The sequence below is a fragment of the Microbacterium halophytorum genome (genome assembly GCF_002970975.1).
Lineage (GTDB): Bacteria > Actinomycetota > Actinomycetes > Actinomycetales > Microbacteriaceae > Microbacterium > Microbacterium halophytorum.
Genome location: NZ_PNFA01000015.1, coordinates 37,382 through 52,950, shown reverse-complemented (window position 1 = coordinate 52,950; position 15,569 = coordinate 37,382). Strand labels below are relative to the sequence as shown.

Annotated in this window: 14 protein-coding genes and 1 tRNA gene; 13 read left to right on the top strand and 2 right to left on the bottom strand. The window is 72.4% G+C overall.

All coding sequences use genetic code 11. The features are described 5' to 3' along the window. Window positions 1–58: 58 nt before the first annotated feature. The 13 genes from C0010_RS13355 to C0010_RS13295 all read left to right on the top strand — a co-directional run bounded on the left by C0010_RS13355 (window position 59) and on the right by C0010_RS13295 (window position 13,140). Window positions 59–1,120 (top strand): TadA family conjugal transfer-associated ATPase, encoded by a 1,062-nt coding sequence (locus tag C0010_RS13355; RefSeq protein WP_105567588.1) that lies wholly within the window; start codon window positions 59–61, stop codon window positions 1,118–1,120. Then, window positions 1,117–2,109 (top strand): type II secretion system F family protein, encoded by a 993-nt coding sequence (locus C0010_RS13350; RefSeq protein ID WP_105567587.1) that lies wholly within the window; start codon window positions 1,117–1,119, stop codon window positions 2,107–2,109. The genes C0010_RS13355 and C0010_RS13350 overlap by 4 nt, the downstream gene beginning before the upstream one ends. 129 nt (window positions 2,110–2,238) lie before the next feature. Next, window positions 2,239–2,412, top strand: coding sequence for a DUF4244 domain-containing protein (locus C0010_RS13345; RefSeq protein WP_105567586.1), 174 nt, complete (start codon window positions 2,239–2,241; stop codon window positions 2,410–2,412). A gap of 221 nt (window positions 2,413–2,633) precedes the next feature. Continuing rightward, a complete protein-coding gene (locus C0010_RS13340; RefSeq protein ID WP_232531963.1) occupies window positions 2,634–2,939 on the top strand; it encodes a TadE family type IV pilus minor pilin in 306 nt (101 codons plus the stop codon). Continuing rightward, window positions 2,939–3,256, top strand: a complete 318-nt coding sequence (locus tag C0010_RS13335) for an Rv3654c family TadE-like protein (RefSeq protein WP_105567585.1) — start codon at window positions 2,939–2,941, stop codon at window positions 3,254–3,256. The genes C0010_RS13340 and C0010_RS13335 overlap by 1 nt, the downstream gene beginning before the upstream one ends. A 153-nt stretch (window positions 3,257–3,409) precedes the next feature. Further along, window positions 3,410–6,277: a type I DNA topoisomerase gene (gene topA, locus C0010_RS13330; RefSeq protein WP_105567584.1), complete on the top strand. Its 2,868-nt coding sequence runs from the start codon at window positions 3,410–3,412 to the stop codon at window positions 6,275–6,277. Beyond that, on the top strand, window positions 6,277–6,960 hold the full coding sequence (gene tmk, locus C0010_RS13325) for a dTMP kinase (RefSeq protein ID WP_105567639.1): 684 nt from the start codon (window positions 6,277–6,279) through the stop codon (window positions 6,958–6,960). The genes topA and tmk overlap by 1 nt, the downstream gene beginning before the upstream one ends. Window positions 6,961–7,146: 186 nt before the next feature. After that, a complete protein-coding gene (locus tag C0010_RS13320; protein ID WP_105567583.1) occupies window positions 7,147–8,298 on the top strand; it encodes a DNA polymerase III subunit delta' in 1,152 nt (383 codons plus the stop codon). Window positions 8,299–8,348: 50 nt separating this feature from the next. Further along, on the top strand, window positions 8,349–9,878 hold the full coding sequence (locus C0010_RS13315; RefSeq protein ID WP_105567582.1) for an alpha/beta hydrolase: 1,530 nt from the start codon (window positions 8,349–8,351) through the stop codon (window positions 9,876–9,878). A 92-nt stretch (window positions 9,879–9,970) separates the two neighbouring features. Next, window positions 9,971–10,043 (top strand) — tRNA-Thr (locus C0010_RS13310). A gap of 106 nt (window positions 10,044–10,149) precedes the next feature. Further along, entirely contained in the window at window positions 10,150–10,893 is a 744-nt protein-coding gene (locus C0010_RS13305; RefSeq protein WP_232531962.1) for a sulfite exporter TauE/SafE family protein, read from the top strand. A gap of 140 nt (window positions 10,894–11,033) precedes the next feature. Continuing rightward, the gene (locus C0010_RS13300; protein WP_105567581.1) at window positions 11,034–11,678 is read left to right on the top strand and encodes an SDR family oxidoreductase; all 645 of its coding nucleotides are present in this window, start codon (window positions 11,034–11,036) and stop codon (window positions 11,676–11,678) included. Window positions 11,679–11,844: 166 nt separating this feature from the next. Further along, on the top strand, window positions 11,845–13,140 hold the full coding sequence (locus C0010_RS13295; RefSeq protein ID WP_105567580.1) for a pyridoxal phosphate-dependent decarboxylase family protein: 1,296 nt from the start codon (window positions 11,845–11,847) through the stop codon (window positions 13,138–13,140). Between the two features lie 130 nt (window positions 13,141–13,270). On the opposite strand, the gene cuyB is transcribed toward C0010_RS13295, so the two are convergent. Both cuyB and C0010_RS13285 read right to left on the bottom strand, forming a co-directional pair. Next, window positions 13,271–13,954 carry a cysteate racemase gene (gene cuyB, locus C0010_RS13290; protein WP_158685519.1) on the bottom strand — a complete coding sequence of 228 codons (684 nt, stop codon included), beginning with the start codon at window positions 13,952–13,954 and terminating at the stop codon, window positions 13,271–13,273. Beyond that, window positions 13,951–15,384, bottom strand: coding sequence for a Na+/H+ antiporter NhaC family protein (locus C0010_RS13285; RefSeq protein ID WP_105567578.1), 1,434 nt, complete (start codon window positions 15,382–15,384; stop codon window positions 13,951–13,953). Before C0010_RS13285 ends, cuyB begins: the two co-directional genes overlap by 4 nt. Between the last annotated feature and the right edge of the window lie 185 nt (window positions 15,385–15,569).

Genomic DNA, 15,569 nt, shown 5'->3' with positions numbered 1-15,569 from the left:
GCCGGATCGGGCTGTGGACGGCCTCATCGGTCGCCGCGGCGCTCCCTAGCCTCGGGGCATGAGCCAGCCGTTCGTCGTCCAGCCCCGTGCGGGCCGGGTGCCCGTTGCGGCCCCGGACGGCACCCGTGAGGGCACCCCCGCAGCGACGGCCGCGGGGGTGCCGGCCGCGGCGCGCGCGGTCGTCGAGCTCGACGCGACGGCGTTCGGGCCGCTCGCGCCGTTCCTGCGGGGAGGCGACGTGACCGACGCGTTCGTGAACGGCGCCGACGGCCTGTACGTCGACCGCGGCGGAGGCGCCGCGCGGGTCGACGGGTGGCGGGCGTCCGAGCGGGAGGTGCGCGACCTCGCCGTGCGCCTGATCGGGTTGGGAGGCCGCCACATCGACGACGCGACGCCCGCAGTCGACGTGCGGCTCGCCGGCGGAGTGCGGGTGCACGCCGTGCTGCCTCCCGTGGCGAAAGGCGGAACGGCGCTGTCGATCCGGATCCCGACAGCCGTGGGCGCCGACCTCGCGGCCCTCCGCCGCGGCGGCACGTTCGACGAGCACACCGAGCGGTGGCTGATCCGGACGATCAGGGCGCGCGAGAACGTGCTCGTCACGGGCGCGACGGGCTCGGGGAAGACGACGCTGCTCGGCGCCCTGCTGGCGCAGGTGCCGGCGAGCGAGCGGATCGTGACGATCGAGGACGTCGCTGAGCTGCGCGTGCCCCATCCGCACCACGTCGCGCTCGAGGCGCGCCAGCCCAATCTCGAGGGAGCGGGCGGCGTCGGGCTGCCGCGGCTCGTGCGCGAGTCGCTGCGCATGCGGCCCGACCGGATCGTCGTCGGCGAGTGCCGCGGCGAGGAGGTGCGCGAGCTGCTCACGGCGCTGAACACGGGGCACGACGGGGGCGCGGGAACCCTGCACGCCAGCGGCCTCGCCGACGTGCCGGCCCGTCTGGAGGCGCTCGGTGCGCTCGCGGGGATGGACGATCACGCCGTCGCACGCCAGGTGACGAGCGCGATCGCGTGGGTGATCCACCTGGAGAACGGGCCGGAGGGTCGGCGCCTCGCGAGCGTGGGCAGGTTCGGGGACCGCGATGGGCGGCTGACGATCGAGGAGGTGCGGCCGTGGGAATGAGGCGAGGGCGCGAGGCACCCGCCGCGCGGCACGAGAGGCGGCGCGGCGCGGAGGCCGACAGGCCCTCGGACACCGCGGGGAACGTCGCCGTCTCGGCGCTGAGGCTGGCGGCTCTGCTGGGTGCTGGGGCCGTCCCGCATGCGGCGTGGCGTCACCTCGCCGACAGCGGCGACGCCGCGGCGGCGCGCGTCGCCGATCGGATCGCCGGCGGTGCGCCGGTTGCGGAGGCGATCGGGGAAGAAGGGGCTCCGGGGCGTCGCCGATTCGGCCGGCGCGCGGCTGGCGAGCGCGACGCGGCGGCCGCGTGGCGCGACGTGGCGGCGGCGTGGGGAGTCGCCTCGACGGTCGGGGCGCCGCTGGCGGAGTCGCTTCGGGGCATGGCGCACGCGCTGCGCGACGCGCAGGAGACGCTCGACGACGTGCGCGTCGCGATGGCCGAACCCGTGCACACCGCGCGGCTGATGAGCGCGCTCCCGTTCGTCGGCGTCGTGATCGCGGCCGCACTCGGTTTCGATGTCCTCGGGGTGCTGCTCGCGCCGGGCGCTGGCCTGATCTGCCTCGTCGTCGGCCTCGCGCTCATCGCGGGCGGCGGGGTGTGGGCGGCGGCGCTGGTCCGGTCGGCGCGGCCCGAACCCGGCACCCCCGGCATGCGGGCGGAGCTCACCGCGATCGCCCTCGGCGGCGGGGTGTCGCTGGAGCGCGCGCGAGCCCTTGTCGACGAGGCCGGCGGACGCGGGTCAGAGACGGCGGAGGTCGAACGCGTGCTCGGGCTCTCGCGCCGCGCAGGCATCCCCGCGATCGATCTGCTGAGGGCGACGGCGGAGCAGCAGAGGGCGGAGGCGCGCACCGACGGCCGGGTCAGGGCCGCGCGGCTCGGCACGCGCCTGCTCCTTCCGCTCGGCGCCTGCACGCTGCCGGCCTTCCTCTGCCTCGGCGTCGTGCCGATGCTGCTCGCCGTGATGCAGACCGCCGCGCTCCCCGAGCTGTGAACGACAGGAACCGAACAGGGCATCGATCGAGACCCTCGCCCGGCACGCGCCGGCGACGACCAGAGCGATCGACACCGATCGTCGCCGGGGCAGTCCCGGCGCGCTGGAGAAGAAAGAGAGGTACACATCATGAACACCGCAACCCACCTCCTCGCGGACGAGGAGGGCGCGTCGACGGCTGAGTACGCGATCGTCACGCTCGCGGCCGTCGCGTTCGCCGGCCTGCTCGTCGCGGTGCTGCGATCCGACGGCATCCGGGGCATGCTGCAGGACATCATCGAGCGCGCGCTCAGCACGGCATGAACGGCGACTCAGCCCCGGGCGCCGGCGCGGCGCATCCCGCGCCGGCGCCCGGGGCGCGCGAGCGCCTCGGTGCGCCGAGGTCGCGGGGCGCGCTCCGAGCCGCCCGCCGGGGTCCGATGCGCATCCCGGAGGAGAACCAGCGACGTCGGGGACGTTCCCGCCGGATTCGTCCTTCCGAGCGCGGGCGCTCCTCGATCCTGCGCGACGACGAGCGCGGATCCGTGGCGGCCGAGCTCGCGGTCGCCCTGCCCGCCGTCATCGCGGTCGTCGCCCTCGCGATCGGAGGGCTCGCCTGCGCAGGGGCCCAGGTGCGCCTCCAGGACGCCGCCGCCGACGCGGCCCGGATGATCGCGCGCGGCGACGAGGGGAAGGCCGGCGGCGTCGTCGCGAGGGCCGTCACCGGTGCCGGCCACAGCGTGTCGCGCTCGGGCGACCTGGTGTGCGCGACGGCATCGGTTCAGGCCCGCTTCGGGCCGATCAGCGTGCCGCTCGCCGCCGAGAGCTGCGCGCTCGACGGGGGGCTGTGATGTCGGGCTCGGCGCTCGCCGCGGGGGTCGTCGCCGCCGCCGCAGTTCTGGCGATCGGCCTCGTCGGGGTCGGGGCGGCCGCTGCCGAGAGCCAGCGCGTCGCGAGCGCCGCCGACGCGGCCGCGCTCGCCGCGGCCGATGCGGCATCCGGAGCCGCCGCGGGCGAGCCGTGCGGTCGCGCGGGGGAGGCCGCGGCGGCGAACGGTGCGCGGGTGACGGCGTGCGTCGTCGACGGGCTCGTCGCGACGGTCGTCGTCGAGGGCGGTTATGCTGGGCTCCCGGTCGAGGCCGCCGCCCGCGCCGGCCCGCCCGGATGACCGGCACTCGCCCGCGTGCGGGGAACCGGCGGCACCCGTGTCTCGTCCGATCCGTCGAAGGCGGGGCGGCCGACACGGAGAACGTGCATCGCAGGGGTCGGATCCGCCCCCAGACGGCGATGTGTAGGGTGGCCAGCGAAGAAAGGACGCCCCTTGGCTACAGGCAAGAAGCTCGTCATCGTCGAGTCGCCGACGAAGATGAAGTCGATCCAGAGCTACCTCGGCGACGACTACGAGGTGCTCAGCTCGGTCGGTCACATCCGGGACCTCGCGAACAAGCGCGACATCCCGGAGAAGGACCGCGCCGCGTACGGCAAGTACTCGATCGACGTCGAGAACGGCTTCGAACCCTATTACGTGGTCAGCGACCGCAAGACGAAGACGGTCAGCGAGCTCAAGCGGGCGCTGAAGGGGGCGAGCGAACTCCTGCTCGCCACCGATGAGGACCGCGAGGGCGAGGCCATCGCGTGGCACCTCCTCGAGACGCTGAAGCCGAAGGTCCCGGTCAAGCGCATGGTCTTCCACGAGATCACGAAGGACGCCATCAGGGCCGCCGCCGAGAACACGCGCGAGCTCGACATCTCGCTCGTCGATGCGCAGGAGACGCGACGCGTGCTCGACCGCCTCTACGGCTGGGACGTCTCCCCGGTACTGTGGCGCAAGGTCGGCAGCGGCAGGGAGGGCCAGGCGCTCAGTGCCGGCCGCGTGCAGTCGGCGGCGACCCGCATGGTCGTCGACCGCGAGCGCGAGCGCATGGCGTTCGTCTCGGCCGACTACTGGGGCATCGACGCGACGGCGGCTCGCGCCGACGAGAGTTTCCGCGTCAGGCTCGTGCGCCTCGACGACGCTCCCGTAGCGGTCGGTCGCGACTTCGACGACGAGGGCAAGCTCAAGCGCGCCGTCGTCGTGCTCGACGAGAAGACCGCGACCGAGCTCGCCGCCGCGCTCGAGGCCGCCGACGCCGCCGTTACCGGCGTGGAGGCGAAGCCGGGTACCCGCCGCCCGTACGCGCCGTTCACGACGTCGACGCTGCAGCAGGAGGCCGGTCGCAAGCTCGGCATGACGGCGAAGACCGCGATGTCGGTCGCGCAGAGCCTGTACGAGCGCGGATACATCACCTATATGCGCACCGACTCGACGAACCTGTCGGCGCAGGCCGTCAAGGCGGCGCGAGAGCAGGCCGTCGAGCTCTACGGCGACTCGGCCGTGCCGCTGAAGCCCCGCGTCTACGCGTCGAAGAGCCGCAACGCACAGGAGGCGCACGAGGCCATCCGCCCGGCCGGCGACACGTTCCGCCGCCCGAGCGAGATCGGCGGCGCCCTCGGCCGCGACGAGAAGCGGATGTACGACCTGATCTGGAAGCGCACCGTCGCAAGCCAGATGGCCGACGCGAAGCTCGAGACGACCACGGTCACCCTCGAGACGAAGGCCGCGGGCAAGAAGGCCGAGCTGACCGCATCCGGCACCGTCTACACCTTCAAGGGCTTCCTCGAGGCGTACGAAGAGGGCCGCGACGAGTCGCGCGCCGACGCCGACAAGGGCGCCGACCAGCGGCTTCCGAAGGTCGCGGTCGGTGACGGCCTCTCGCTCGCCGAGCCGGAGGCGAAGGGCCACCAGACGAGCCCCAAGCCGCGCTACACCGAAGCCACGCTCGTCAAGGTGCTGGAGGAGAAGGGCATCGGCCGCCCCTCGACGTTCGCAAGCATCATCGCGGTCATCCTCGACCGCGGCTACGTCGTCAAGCGCGGCCAGGCGCTCGTGCCGACGTGGCTCGCGTTCAGTGTGACGCGCGTGCTCGAGCAGCACTTCGCGGAGCTCGTGGACTACGACTTCACGGCCAACCTCGAGAACGACCTCGACGCGATCGCCCGCGGCGAGACCGAGCGGCCCGAGTGGCTCAAGGCGTTCTACTTCGGCGGGGAGGGACAGCCGGGCCTGCGCAACATCGTCGACGACCTCGGCGAGATCGATGCGCGCGCCATCAACGCGACGAAGATCACCGACGTCGCCACTCTCCGTTTCGGCCGGTACGGTCCGTACCTCGAGGTCGTCGACCCCGAGCACCCCGAGGCGAAGCCGCGCATCGTGAACGTGCCGGAGGAGCTGGCGCCGGATGAGCTGACGCCCGCCAAGGCGCAGGAGCTGATCGACGCCCCTGTCGCGGGCAACCGCGTGCTCGGCGAGAACCCCGCAACCGGCAAGGTCGTCGTCGTCAAGGACGGCCGCTTCGGGCCGTACCTCGAGGAAGAGGACCCGGTCGACCCCGAGGCCGCCGACGCGGCCACGGGGGAGGTCGAGGAGAAGCCGAAGAAGCGCACCGCCAAGAAGGACGAGCCGAAGCCGCGGCGTGCATCACTGTTCAAATCGATGTCGCCCGAGACGATCGATCTCGACACCGCGATCCGGTTGCTCGACCTGCCGCGGACAGTGGGGGAGGACCCGGAGTCGGGCGATCCCATCACGGCGCAGAACGGCCGCTACGGCCCCTACCTGAAGAAGGGCGCGGACTCGCGCTCGCTGCAGACCGAGGACCAGATCTTCTCGATCACGCTGGACGAGGCGCTCGAGGTCTACAAGCAGCCGAAGTACGGCGCCCGCCGCGCCGCCAGCGCGCTGAAGGAGTTCGAGGCCGACCCCGTCAGCGGCAAGCCGCTGAAGGTGCGCGACGGCCGCTTCGGGCCGTACGTGACGGACGGTGAGACGAACGCCACGATTCCGCGGGGCGAGCAGGTCGAGGACATCACGTTCGAGCGCGCCGTACAGCTGATCGCCGATAAGCGCGCCAAGGGCCCGGCGAAGAAGCGCACGACGACGCGCAAGACGACGACCACCAAGAAGGCGGCGACGACGAAGAAGGCGACGGCGTCGAAGACCGCCGCCGCGAAGAAGCCGGCGGCCTCGACGTCGGCGACCGGCGCGACCGCGAAGAAGAAGACGACTGCGAAGAAGGCGACGGGCACGGCGGCGAGCAAGACGACGGTCGAGAAGTCGGCGGCGAAGCCCGCCGACACGGGCGAGTGATGCGCGGTGTCGACGGCCCCCGGGCTGGCTCTGCCGGGGGCCTCTGGGTCACGCTCGAGGGCGGCGACGGTGCGGGCAAGACGACCCAGGCCGCGCTGCTGCAGGAGCGCCTTGAGGCCGAGGGGTGCACCGTCGTGCGCACGCGCGAGCCGGGCGGGACCGCGGTGGGCAGGAAGATCCGCGAGATCGTGCTGCACCACAGGGCGGGGGAGCACGACGACGGCGAGCCCGACATCGGCGCCCGCGCCGAGGCGCTGCTCTACGCCGCCGACCGGGCGCACCACATCGATGCGCTCGTGAAGCCCGCGCTGGCGCGCGGGCACGTCGTGATCCAGGATCGGTACCTCGACTCCTCCGTCGCCTACCAGGGGTCGGGGCGCGTGCTCGGCGCCGACGAGGTGCGCGACCTGTCGCTGTGGGCGACCGAGGGTGCGCTGCCCGACCTGACGGTGCTGCTCGACATCGACACCGCCGTCGGCCGTGCGCGCCTGGACGCCGACGATAAGCCCTTCGACAGGCTCGAGGCGGAGAAGGTCGAGTTCCACGCACGCGTGCGCGACGGCTTCCTCGCGCTCGCCGCGGCCGAGCCCGAGCGCTTCCTCGTGCTCGACGCCGCGGCCCCGCGCGACGAGATCGCGGCGGCCATCCGGGCGCGCGTCGCCGAGCTGCTGGCCGGCGCCTGAGCCCGAGCAGCGCCCGGGCTCAGGCGCCGGCTCCTCGGGCGGCCGTGGCGGATCTCCTCGAGATTCTGTTCCTTCTCCGAGCTGTCGCCCGCGCTCCGGGTGGGGACACCGGCGCACACGCCGGCCCACGGCTCGGAGCGGCGCGATGCCGCGCGTCGCGTCGGAGGCCGCCGGTAGGCTGAGTCCATGACTTCCGCACCCCCGACCGAGCTGCCGTGGGGAGACGTCTGGGGGCAGGCGGAGGCCGTCGACACGCTGCGCCGCGCGGCGTCGGGCGGTTCGCTCGCGCACGCCTGGCTCATCACGGGCCCTCCCGGCTCGGGCCGCTCGACGCTCGCGCGGGCGTTCGGTGCGGCGCTGATCGCGGAGCCCGGTGACGAGGGAACGATGCGGCAGGTCCTGGCCGGTACGCACCCCGATCTCACGGCGCTGCGCACCGAAGGCGTGATCATCACGATCGCGCAGGCGCGCGAGCTCGTCGAGCGTTCGTACTTCGCGCCGTCGCACGGCCGATACCGCGTCATGGTCGTCGAAGACGCCGACCGGATGACGGAGCGCACGTCGAACGTACTGCTGAAGGCGCTCGAGGAGCCGCCGGCCGACACCGTGTGGGTGCTCTGCGCACCCAGCGAGGTCGACCTGCTGCCCACCATCCGGTCGCGCGTGCGCACCCTGCGGCTGAACGAGCCGACCGTCGACGACGTCGCACGGCTCATCGTCGAGCGCACGGGAGCCGACGCCGCCGTCGCCGAGCAGTCGGCCAGGCACGCGCAGCGCCACATCGGCATGGCGCAGCGGCTCGCGACGAACCCCGCCTCCCGCGAGCGCCGCGACGAGAGCCTGCGCCGAGTGCTCGGAGTGCGCACGATCGGCGACGTCGTCGAGGTCTCCGGTTCCATCGTGAGTGCGGCGGCCGACGATGCCAAGGCCCTGACGGCCGAGCGCGACGAGGCCGAGCGCGCGTCGCTGCTGCGCACGGTCGGCGTCGCCGAGGGCGGCCGCGTGCCGCCGGCGGTGCGCTCGCAGCTGAAGGCGCTGGAGGACGAGCAGAAGAAGCGCGCAACGCGGAGCCTGCGCGACGGCCTCGACCGCGTGCTCACCGATCTGCAATCGATGTACCGCGACATCGCGATGCTCCAGCACGGGCGCGACGAAGGCATCATCAACCTCGAGCTGCTCGACCAGCTGCGCGGTGTCGCCGCCGCGTGGAAGCCCGAACGCACGCTGCGGGTGCTCGACCACATCGCCGACACCCGCGGCGCGATCGAGCAGAACTCCCAGCCAGCGCTCGCCCTCGAGAGCCTGCTCGTGACGATCGTCAGCGGGAACCGCCTGTGAGGCGCGCCGCGCGCCGCCGTACCCGCCGCCCTTGGAAGGGGAGAGCCCCAGTGATCCGTTCCCTCCGCCGCGCCGCGGCGGCCGCAGCAGGCCTCACGGTCGCCGCACTCGCGCTGTCCGGCTGCGTGTCCGCGCTGATCCCCGACCGTCCCGCCGATCCGGTGCCCGTCACGGAGGGCGTGCCGGGCGACCTGGTCGAGTTCTACGACCAGCCGCCGGTGTGGGAGGACTGCGGTCCGAACCTGCAGTGCACGACGATCACGGCGCCGCTCGATTGGAACGATCCCGACCTCGGCGAGATCGAGCTCGCCGTCAACCGCTACCTCGCGGAGGGCGGCGCCCCGCAGGGTGCGATGCTGACGAACCCCGGCGGCCCCGGCGCGAGTGGGGTCGACTTCGTCGCGGGAAGCGCTGAGTACCTCTTCGGCGAAGACCTGCGCGATGCCTTCGACATCGTCGGCTTCGACCCGCGCGGCGTCGGCGCATCCACCGCGGTGACCTGCCTCGACGACGCCGGGATGGACGCTTACCTGTACGACATCCCGGAGAACGAGCGGGGCACGACTGCGTGGGAGCGGGAGCTCGAGGAGCAGAACGCCGCGTTCGCGGCGGCGTGCGACGAGAACTCCGGCGATCTGCTCGAGTTCACGACCACGGAGCAGGCGGCGCGCGATCTCGACCTCATCCGGGGCGTGCTCGGCCAGGAGGGCCTGCGCTACCTCGGCTTCTCCTACGGAACGTTCCTGGGCGCGACGTACGCCGAGCTGTTCCCCGATCGCGCCGACCACCTCGTGCTCGATGCCGCGATGGACCCGTCTGTGCCGAGCGCCATGGTCGGTGCGAAGCAGGGCGTCGGCTTCGAGAACGCGCTGCGCGGCTACCTCGGCGACTGCGGCGGCGCGGCCGGCGGATGCCCGTTCACCGGCAACGTCGACGACGGCATGGCCGACCTCTCCGCCCTGCTCGCATCGGTCGACGAGCACCCCCTGCCGGTTCCGGACGGGCGCGAGCTCGGCGCCGACTCGCTCATGACGGGGATCATCGCGGCCCTCTACAGCCCGGCCTCCTGGCCGACGCTCACCGACGCGCTCGTCGCGGCGCAGGACGGCGACGGCTCGGGAGCGATGGCCCTCGCCGACATGTACAACGACCGCGTCGACGGCACATACGTGAGCAACACGACCGAGGCGTTCACGGCCTACAACTGCATGGACTATCCGCCCGCGACGCCGGCGGAGGAGAAGGCCGCCGAGGCGCTCGTGAAGGCCGAGGCGCCGACGATCGCGCCGTACTGGTTCGGCCCGGACGGCTGCGCCGAATGGCCGCACGAGCCGACAGGGGCGCGTGGCGAGATCCACGCCGACGGCTCCGCACCGATCCTCGTCGTCGGCACGACGGGAGACCCCGCGACGCCGTACGAGTGGGCGGAGTCGCTCGCAGATCAGCTGACGAGCGGAACGCTCATCACGTACGAGGGCGAGGGACACGGCGGCTACGGCAACAGCGCGTGCGTCAACGACGCCGTCGGAGCGTTCCTGATCGACGGTACGACCCCGGACGAGGGGCTCACCTGCCGATGACCCGCCGATGCCACGCGCGGGCGTCGCGACGATTCGAAGCGCGGCCCGACATGGGGTATGCTCGTTGATCGTGCCGCTGATACAGCGGACACGCCGCCTTAGCTCAGTCGGTAGAGCGATTCACTCGTAATGAATAGGTCGCCGGTTCGATTCCGGCAGGCGGCTCCCCAGAACCCCGGCTCCTCGCGGAGCCGGGGTTCTCACGTATCCGGATGCCCGACGGGCGCGGCCGGGCGCCGGTAGACTCGGCCGGTGACCCGAAGCGAGCCCCGTGCCTGAGCTGAGCGTGCTGGCGTGGGTCGCGCTCGCGGTCGGGGCCATGAGCGTCGGCATGTCGAAGGCGGCTCTGCCCGGCGTCAACACGATCGCCATCGCCCTGTTCGCCGCGGCGCTCCCCGCCAAGCAGTCGACGGGCGCCGTGCTGCTCCTGCTGATCGTCGGCGACGTCTTCGCCCTGCTGCTGTACCGCAGGCACGCGCGGCTGCGCGCCCTCCTCCCGCTCATCCCCGCGGTCCTCGTCGGCATCCTCGCCGGCGTCGTGTTCCTCAACTATGCGTCCGACACCTGGACGAAGCGCGTCATCGGCGTGATCCTGCTGCTCGTCATCGGCGTCACGCTGTGGCGCCGCCGTCGCGAACGACACGATCCCGACAGCGTGCCGGGCGGGCGGGTGATGGCGGCGTCGTACGGTGCGCTGGGAGGTTTCACGACCATGGTCGCCAACGCCGGCGGCCCCGTGATGACGATGTACTTCCTCGCGATGCGCTTCCCGATGAAGGAGTTCCTCGGCACGGCCGCGTACTTCTTCGCCGCGGTGAACCTCGCCAAGGTCCCGTTCTCGATCGGCCTCGGCATCCTCACGGTCGACACGGTGCTGATCGATCTCGTCCTGATCCCCGCCGTCGCCGTCGGGGCACTGCTCGGCCGGATCATCGTACGCCGGATGGACCAGCGCTTCTTCGACGTCTTCGTGATCGCCGTCACGATCCTCGGCGCCGTCTATCTGCTGTTCTGACGCTCGGGCCGCTCGCGCGCCCGTTCATCCCGCGTGAATCGCCGGTGCGGAACGCGGCTCGTGCTGTGCGCGCACCATCGACGGCCCTCGGCGCCCGTGCCGGCGATAGCGTGGAAGCACCGCGAGAACGAGGAGGAACGATGAGCCGAGTACTGATCATCGGAGGGCACGGCAAGGTGGCGCTGCGACTGGCGCCGATCCTGGCCGCACGGGGCGATGAGCCCGTGGCGGTCATCCGGAACCCCGACCACGCTGACGATGTCTCGGCGGCGGGTGCGACGCCGCTCGTGGCCGACATCGAACAGCTCGACGCCGACGGCTTCGCTGAACTGGCCTCGGGGCACGACGCCGTCGTGTGGTCGGCCGGCGCCGGCGGCGGTGACCCGCAGCGCACGTACGCCGTCGACCGCGACGCGGCGAAGCTGTCGATGGACGCCGCCGAGCGCGCGGGCGTCTCGCGCTACGTCATGGTGTCGTACATCGGCGCCCGACCCGACCACGGCGTGCCGGAGGGCGACTCGTTCTTCGCCTACGCGGAGTCGAAGGCGGCGGCGGACGCGCACCTGCGCGAGAGCGGCCTCGACTGGACGATCCTCGGCCCCGGCGGGCTGACGCTCGACGAGCCGACCGGCCTCATCGAGGTCGACGAGCCCGGCGACGGCCGCGTCTCGCGCGGCAACGTGGCGGCGGTGGCAGCGGCGGTCCTCGCCGACGACACGACGATCGGCCGCACGATCAGCTTCGGCGACGGCGCGACCCCGATCGCCGAGGCGATCCGCGGCTGAACCGCCGGCCGCACGAGGGGAGACCTCCTCCGCCCGAGTCGCAGACGACGCGCCAGGATTCCCGAGACCGTGGCGCGTCGTCTGCGACCGCGACGGGCAGAGCGAGACGCCGGCGCACCACCGCACGCCGAGGGCGCGTCCGGCACCGTCGCGATAGCCTCGAGGGATGCAGCTTCCCGATTCCGGACTCGATCCCGAAGCTATCCGTCAGTCCTGGCGTGCGGCCACGTCCGACGACGTCGACTGGCGCGGCGGCCGAGGCTGGTCGCTCGTGTACGACTCGCCCGACTGGCACCAGGACCTGGTCGACGAGGCCTCCGCGCTGTTCGCCCACGAGAACGCCCTCTCGGCATCGGCGTTCCCGAGCGTGCAGCAGTTCGAGTCCGAGGCGATCTCGATGGTCGCGTCGGTGATCGCGCCCGGCGTCGATGCGTACGGCGTCTTCACCTCCGGCGGCACCGAGTCGATCATGGTCGCGATGAAGGGCTACCGAGACCTGCCGGGCAACGCCTCGCGCCGCAGGCTCGTCATGCCGGTCACGGCTCACCCCGGCTTCTGGAAGGCAGCCGACTACCTCGGGCTCTCCGTGGAGCTCGTCCCGGTCGGCATCGACGGCCTCCCGTCCGTGTCGGACATCCTCGCCGCCGTCGACGAGTCGACGGCGGCCGTGTGCCTCTCGGCCCCCTGCTTCCCGTACGGCGTCGTCGACCCCGTCGAGGAGGTCGGCGCGGCACTGCAGGGGACGGGCGTCGGCCTGCACGTCGACGCCGCGATGGGCGGGCTCTTCCTCCCGTTCCTCGACGCAGCCGGCACGACGCCGCCGAAGTTCAGCATTGATGTGCCGGGCGTCACGAGCGTGTCGGTCGACATGCACAAGTACGGCTACGGCATGAAGGGCGGTTCGGTGCTGCTGTTCTCCAGCCGCGAGCTGCGCCACGCGAGCTACTACGTCTCGAACGACTGGCCGGGCGGCGCGTACGCCGCGTCCGGTGTGCTCGGCACCCGGCCCGTCGGGCCGGCGGCCGCCGCCTGGACGGCGCTCAGCGCCCTCGGCCGCGACGGCTACTCCCAGCTCGTCGCCGACGTGATGACGACGGCGCGCAAGCTCCAGCGCGGGCTGGAGCGCAACGGGCTCGAGGTCATCGGGGCGCCGCCCATGGGCGTGTTCGCCGCGGCATCCTCGGGTCCCGCGATCCCGGCGATCGCCGGTGCGCTGGGGGAGCGCGGGTGGTGGATCGACACGCAGGAGGTGCCGCCGTCGCTGCACGTCGTCACCTTCCCGAGGCACGCTGAGGTCGCCGACGAGTTCCTCGACGACGTGGCCTGGGCCGTCGGGAGAGCGGCGTCGGCCGACACTCCCGCCGAAGCCGGAATGTCCTACGGCGTGATGGTGCGCGGCGGCAGGATCGACGACCAGGTGCTCCGAGAGCACCTCGACGAGCGCTTCACCGTCGGCGGCTGAATCCCGTCGGCACGACGGCCGCGCCGATGCCATCGGAGGCATCCGGGCAGCGGCCGTGGGACAGAACGCGCGCGGTTTCTCGGAATCATCGCCGGCCGAACGCGATCAGCCGCTGGCGCCAGGTGACGGCCTATGCGGGGTCGATGCCGGCGCGGCGGAGGGTCTCGCGGGCGAGCTCGTCGAGCGCATCGACGACGTCGGGCATCGGAGCATCGGCCATGAGCACCGACAGCTCCGTGCACGCGACGAGCACGCCGTCGCTCGCGCCGGCGAGGGCATGCGTGATCACCGCGAACAGGCGCGCTCGGAGCGCCTCGACGTCGCCGCCGGCCTTCACCGCCGCGATGATGTCGAGCACCGCCTGCTGATCGTCCGGATGCGTCGCCTCGACGCCGTGGGCGGCGAGCGCGCGCTCGTACATGCCGTCCTCGAGCGTCGCGGCCGTCGCCAGCACGGCGGCGCGCGTGATGCCGTGGGAGGCGACGATGCGCGCCGCCTCCCCGATCATGTCGACGTAGCCGCCCGCGCCGAGGGCGTCGTCGAGGAACGGGTGCACGGTGTTGCACGGCACCGCGACGATGTCGGCTCCCGCCGAACGGATGATCTCCGCTCCGCGGCGGAGGCCGGGGACGGGGGAGGCTCCGCTGCCGCGCAGCGCCGCCACGCGGTCGGGGAGCTGCGGGTCCGACCACATCACGGTCGGCGGATGGTCGGCGTCGCTCTCGGCGGGCGTGAGGTCGACGAGCCGCTTCTGGAAGTGCACGCTCGCGGCGGGGCCCATGCCGCCGAGGATGCCGATCGTCGTTCCGGTCATGCGGCGGCGAGCTCCTTCTCGGTGGCGTACGTGCGGTTCCATCCGGTCAGGGCCGATACGACGATGACGACGAGCAGCGCCCATGCGTACGGATTCATGAACGCCGCGCCGATGCCGGGGGCGTCGATGCCGATGTCGGCCGCCGCGATCGAGATCGTCGCGAACCAGGCGATCACGGCGTTGTGCCACGGGAGCATGTAGAACACGGTGCACGCGCTGCAGTCGAGCAGGTTCGCGCGTCGGGCCGCGCTCAGGCGGTGCTTCTCGCCGAGAGGCTTCGCGATGGTCGGGCCGACCAGCAGGATCGCCGGCGCGTTCGCGCCGAGCGGCACCGTGAAGACCAGGGTGACGACGATGATCGTCAGCTCCGCGCTGCGCACGCCGCGAGCCGAGGCGCGCTCGAGCTTCGCCAGCAGCGACGCCATCATCCCGCTCTCGGCGAGCACCTGCGAGAAGGCCATGATGAGCAGGACGAGCAGGATGAGGCCCGTGACTCCGGCCATGCCGTCCTCGATCAGGCCGGTCGATTCCCCGCGCTCGGCCGGGATCGAGAAGATCTGCGCGGGGTCGAGCGTGCGGGTGACCAGGCCGATCGCGATGCCGGCGATGATGCCCCAGGTCAGAGAGACGAACAGATGCCGCTTCATCATCGCGAGCGTCAGGACGACGGCGAAGGGGATGATCTGGATGAGGCCGATCGGGCCGGTGCCGCTCGCCGACTGCTCGACGACCTCGCCGCCGCCCCCGAAGATCGCGAACACGACGATCGAGACGGCCGCCGCCGTGAGCGCGAGAGGCAGGCGGCTCCTGACGACATCGCCCATCGACGCGTTCTGCGTGTACGCGCTGGTCACGGTGGTGTCGGAGATCGGAGCGATGTTGTCGCCGAACGCGCCGCCGGCGAGGATCGCGACCGCGAGCATCGTCGGGTCGGCGCCCAGCAGGATGCCGGCCGGGAACAGCACGGGTGCCATCGCCTGAACGGTCCCGACGCTCGTGCCGGTGCCCGCCCCGAAGATGCAGGCCAGGATGAACGCGAGCACCGTGAACCAGCCGCCCGTGAGCCCCGTCTGCAGGCCGAGCCACAGCAGGCCGTCGACGAGGCCAGCCGCCTTCATGATGGCGCCGAAAACGCCGGCGAAGATGAACGCCACGATCACGGTCGCACCCGTGCGGTCGGTGAGGCCGCGCACGATCGTGTCGGCGTACGCCTTGCGGTCGCGGGCGAACAGCATTCCGATGATCAGGGCGAGGATGCCGCCGACCCAGAACGCCGAGATCGAAGCGCGCTCGGTGAACGACACCCAACACATCACGGCGATCAGAGCGACGGTCGGGACGAGGAGGACCCACTTCCCGCCGTAGAACTCGAGCGGCGGGCGTGCGGGCGTCTCGTGCGACGGCGCACCCGCGTGCTTGCGGGAAGACATGGTGAACCCCTCTGCGGTCGTCTCCGGTCAGTGAGGAACGCTACCGGTCGACAACCGCCGCGCCGCGCGCCGTTCGGCGAGTCCGCGCGTTCGGCCGGTACTGCCCATGAGCTGCCCTCCGGATGCCCGGGCATACGGCAGCTCGGAAGGGCGAGGGACGCAGACCTCACCGCTCGGGTATCTAG

Excerpts from the sequence above, each read along its gene's own strand:
- C0010_RS13335 (WP_105567585.1), top strand. The coding sequence starts at position 2,939 with ATGTCGGGCTCGGCGCTCGCCGCGGGGGTCGTCGCCGCCGCCGCAGTT.
- C0010_RS13345 (WP_105567586.1), top strand. The coding sequence starts at position 2,239 with ATGAACACCGCAACCCACCTCCTCGCGGACGAGGAGGGCGCGTCGACG.
- C0010_RS13285 (WP_105567578.1), bottom strand. The coding sequence starts at position 15,384 with ATGTCTTCCCGCAAGCACGCGGGTGCGCCGTCGCACGAGACGCCCGCA.
- C0010_RS13320 (WP_105567583.1), top strand. The coding sequence starts at position 7,147 with ATGACTTCCGCACCCCCGACCGAGCTGCCGTGGGGAGACGTCTGGGGG.
- C0010_RS13355 (WP_105567588.1), top strand. The coding sequence starts at position 59 with ATGAGCCAGCCGTTCGTCGTCCAGCCCCGTGCGGGCCGGGTGCCCGTT.
- C0010_RS13350 (WP_105567587.1), top strand. The coding sequence starts at position 1,117 with ATGAGGCGAGGGCGCGAGGCACCCGCCGCGCGGCACGAGAGGCGGCGC.
- C0010_RS13300 (WP_105567581.1), top strand. The coding sequence starts at position 11,034 with ATGAGCCGAGTACTGATCATCGGAGGGCACGGCAAGGTGGCGCTGCGA.
- tmk (WP_105567639.1), top strand. The coding sequence starts at position 6,277 with ATGCGCGGTGTCGACGGCCCCCGGGCTGGCTCTGCCGGGGGCCTCTGG.
- cuyB (WP_158685519.1), bottom strand. The coding sequence starts at position 13,954 with ATGACCGGAACGACGATCGGCATCCTCGGCGGCATGGGCCCCGCCGCG.
- C0010_RS13295 (WP_105567580.1), top strand. The coding sequence starts at position 11,845 with ATGCAGCTTCCCGATTCCGGACTCGATCCCGAAGCTATCCGTCAGTCC.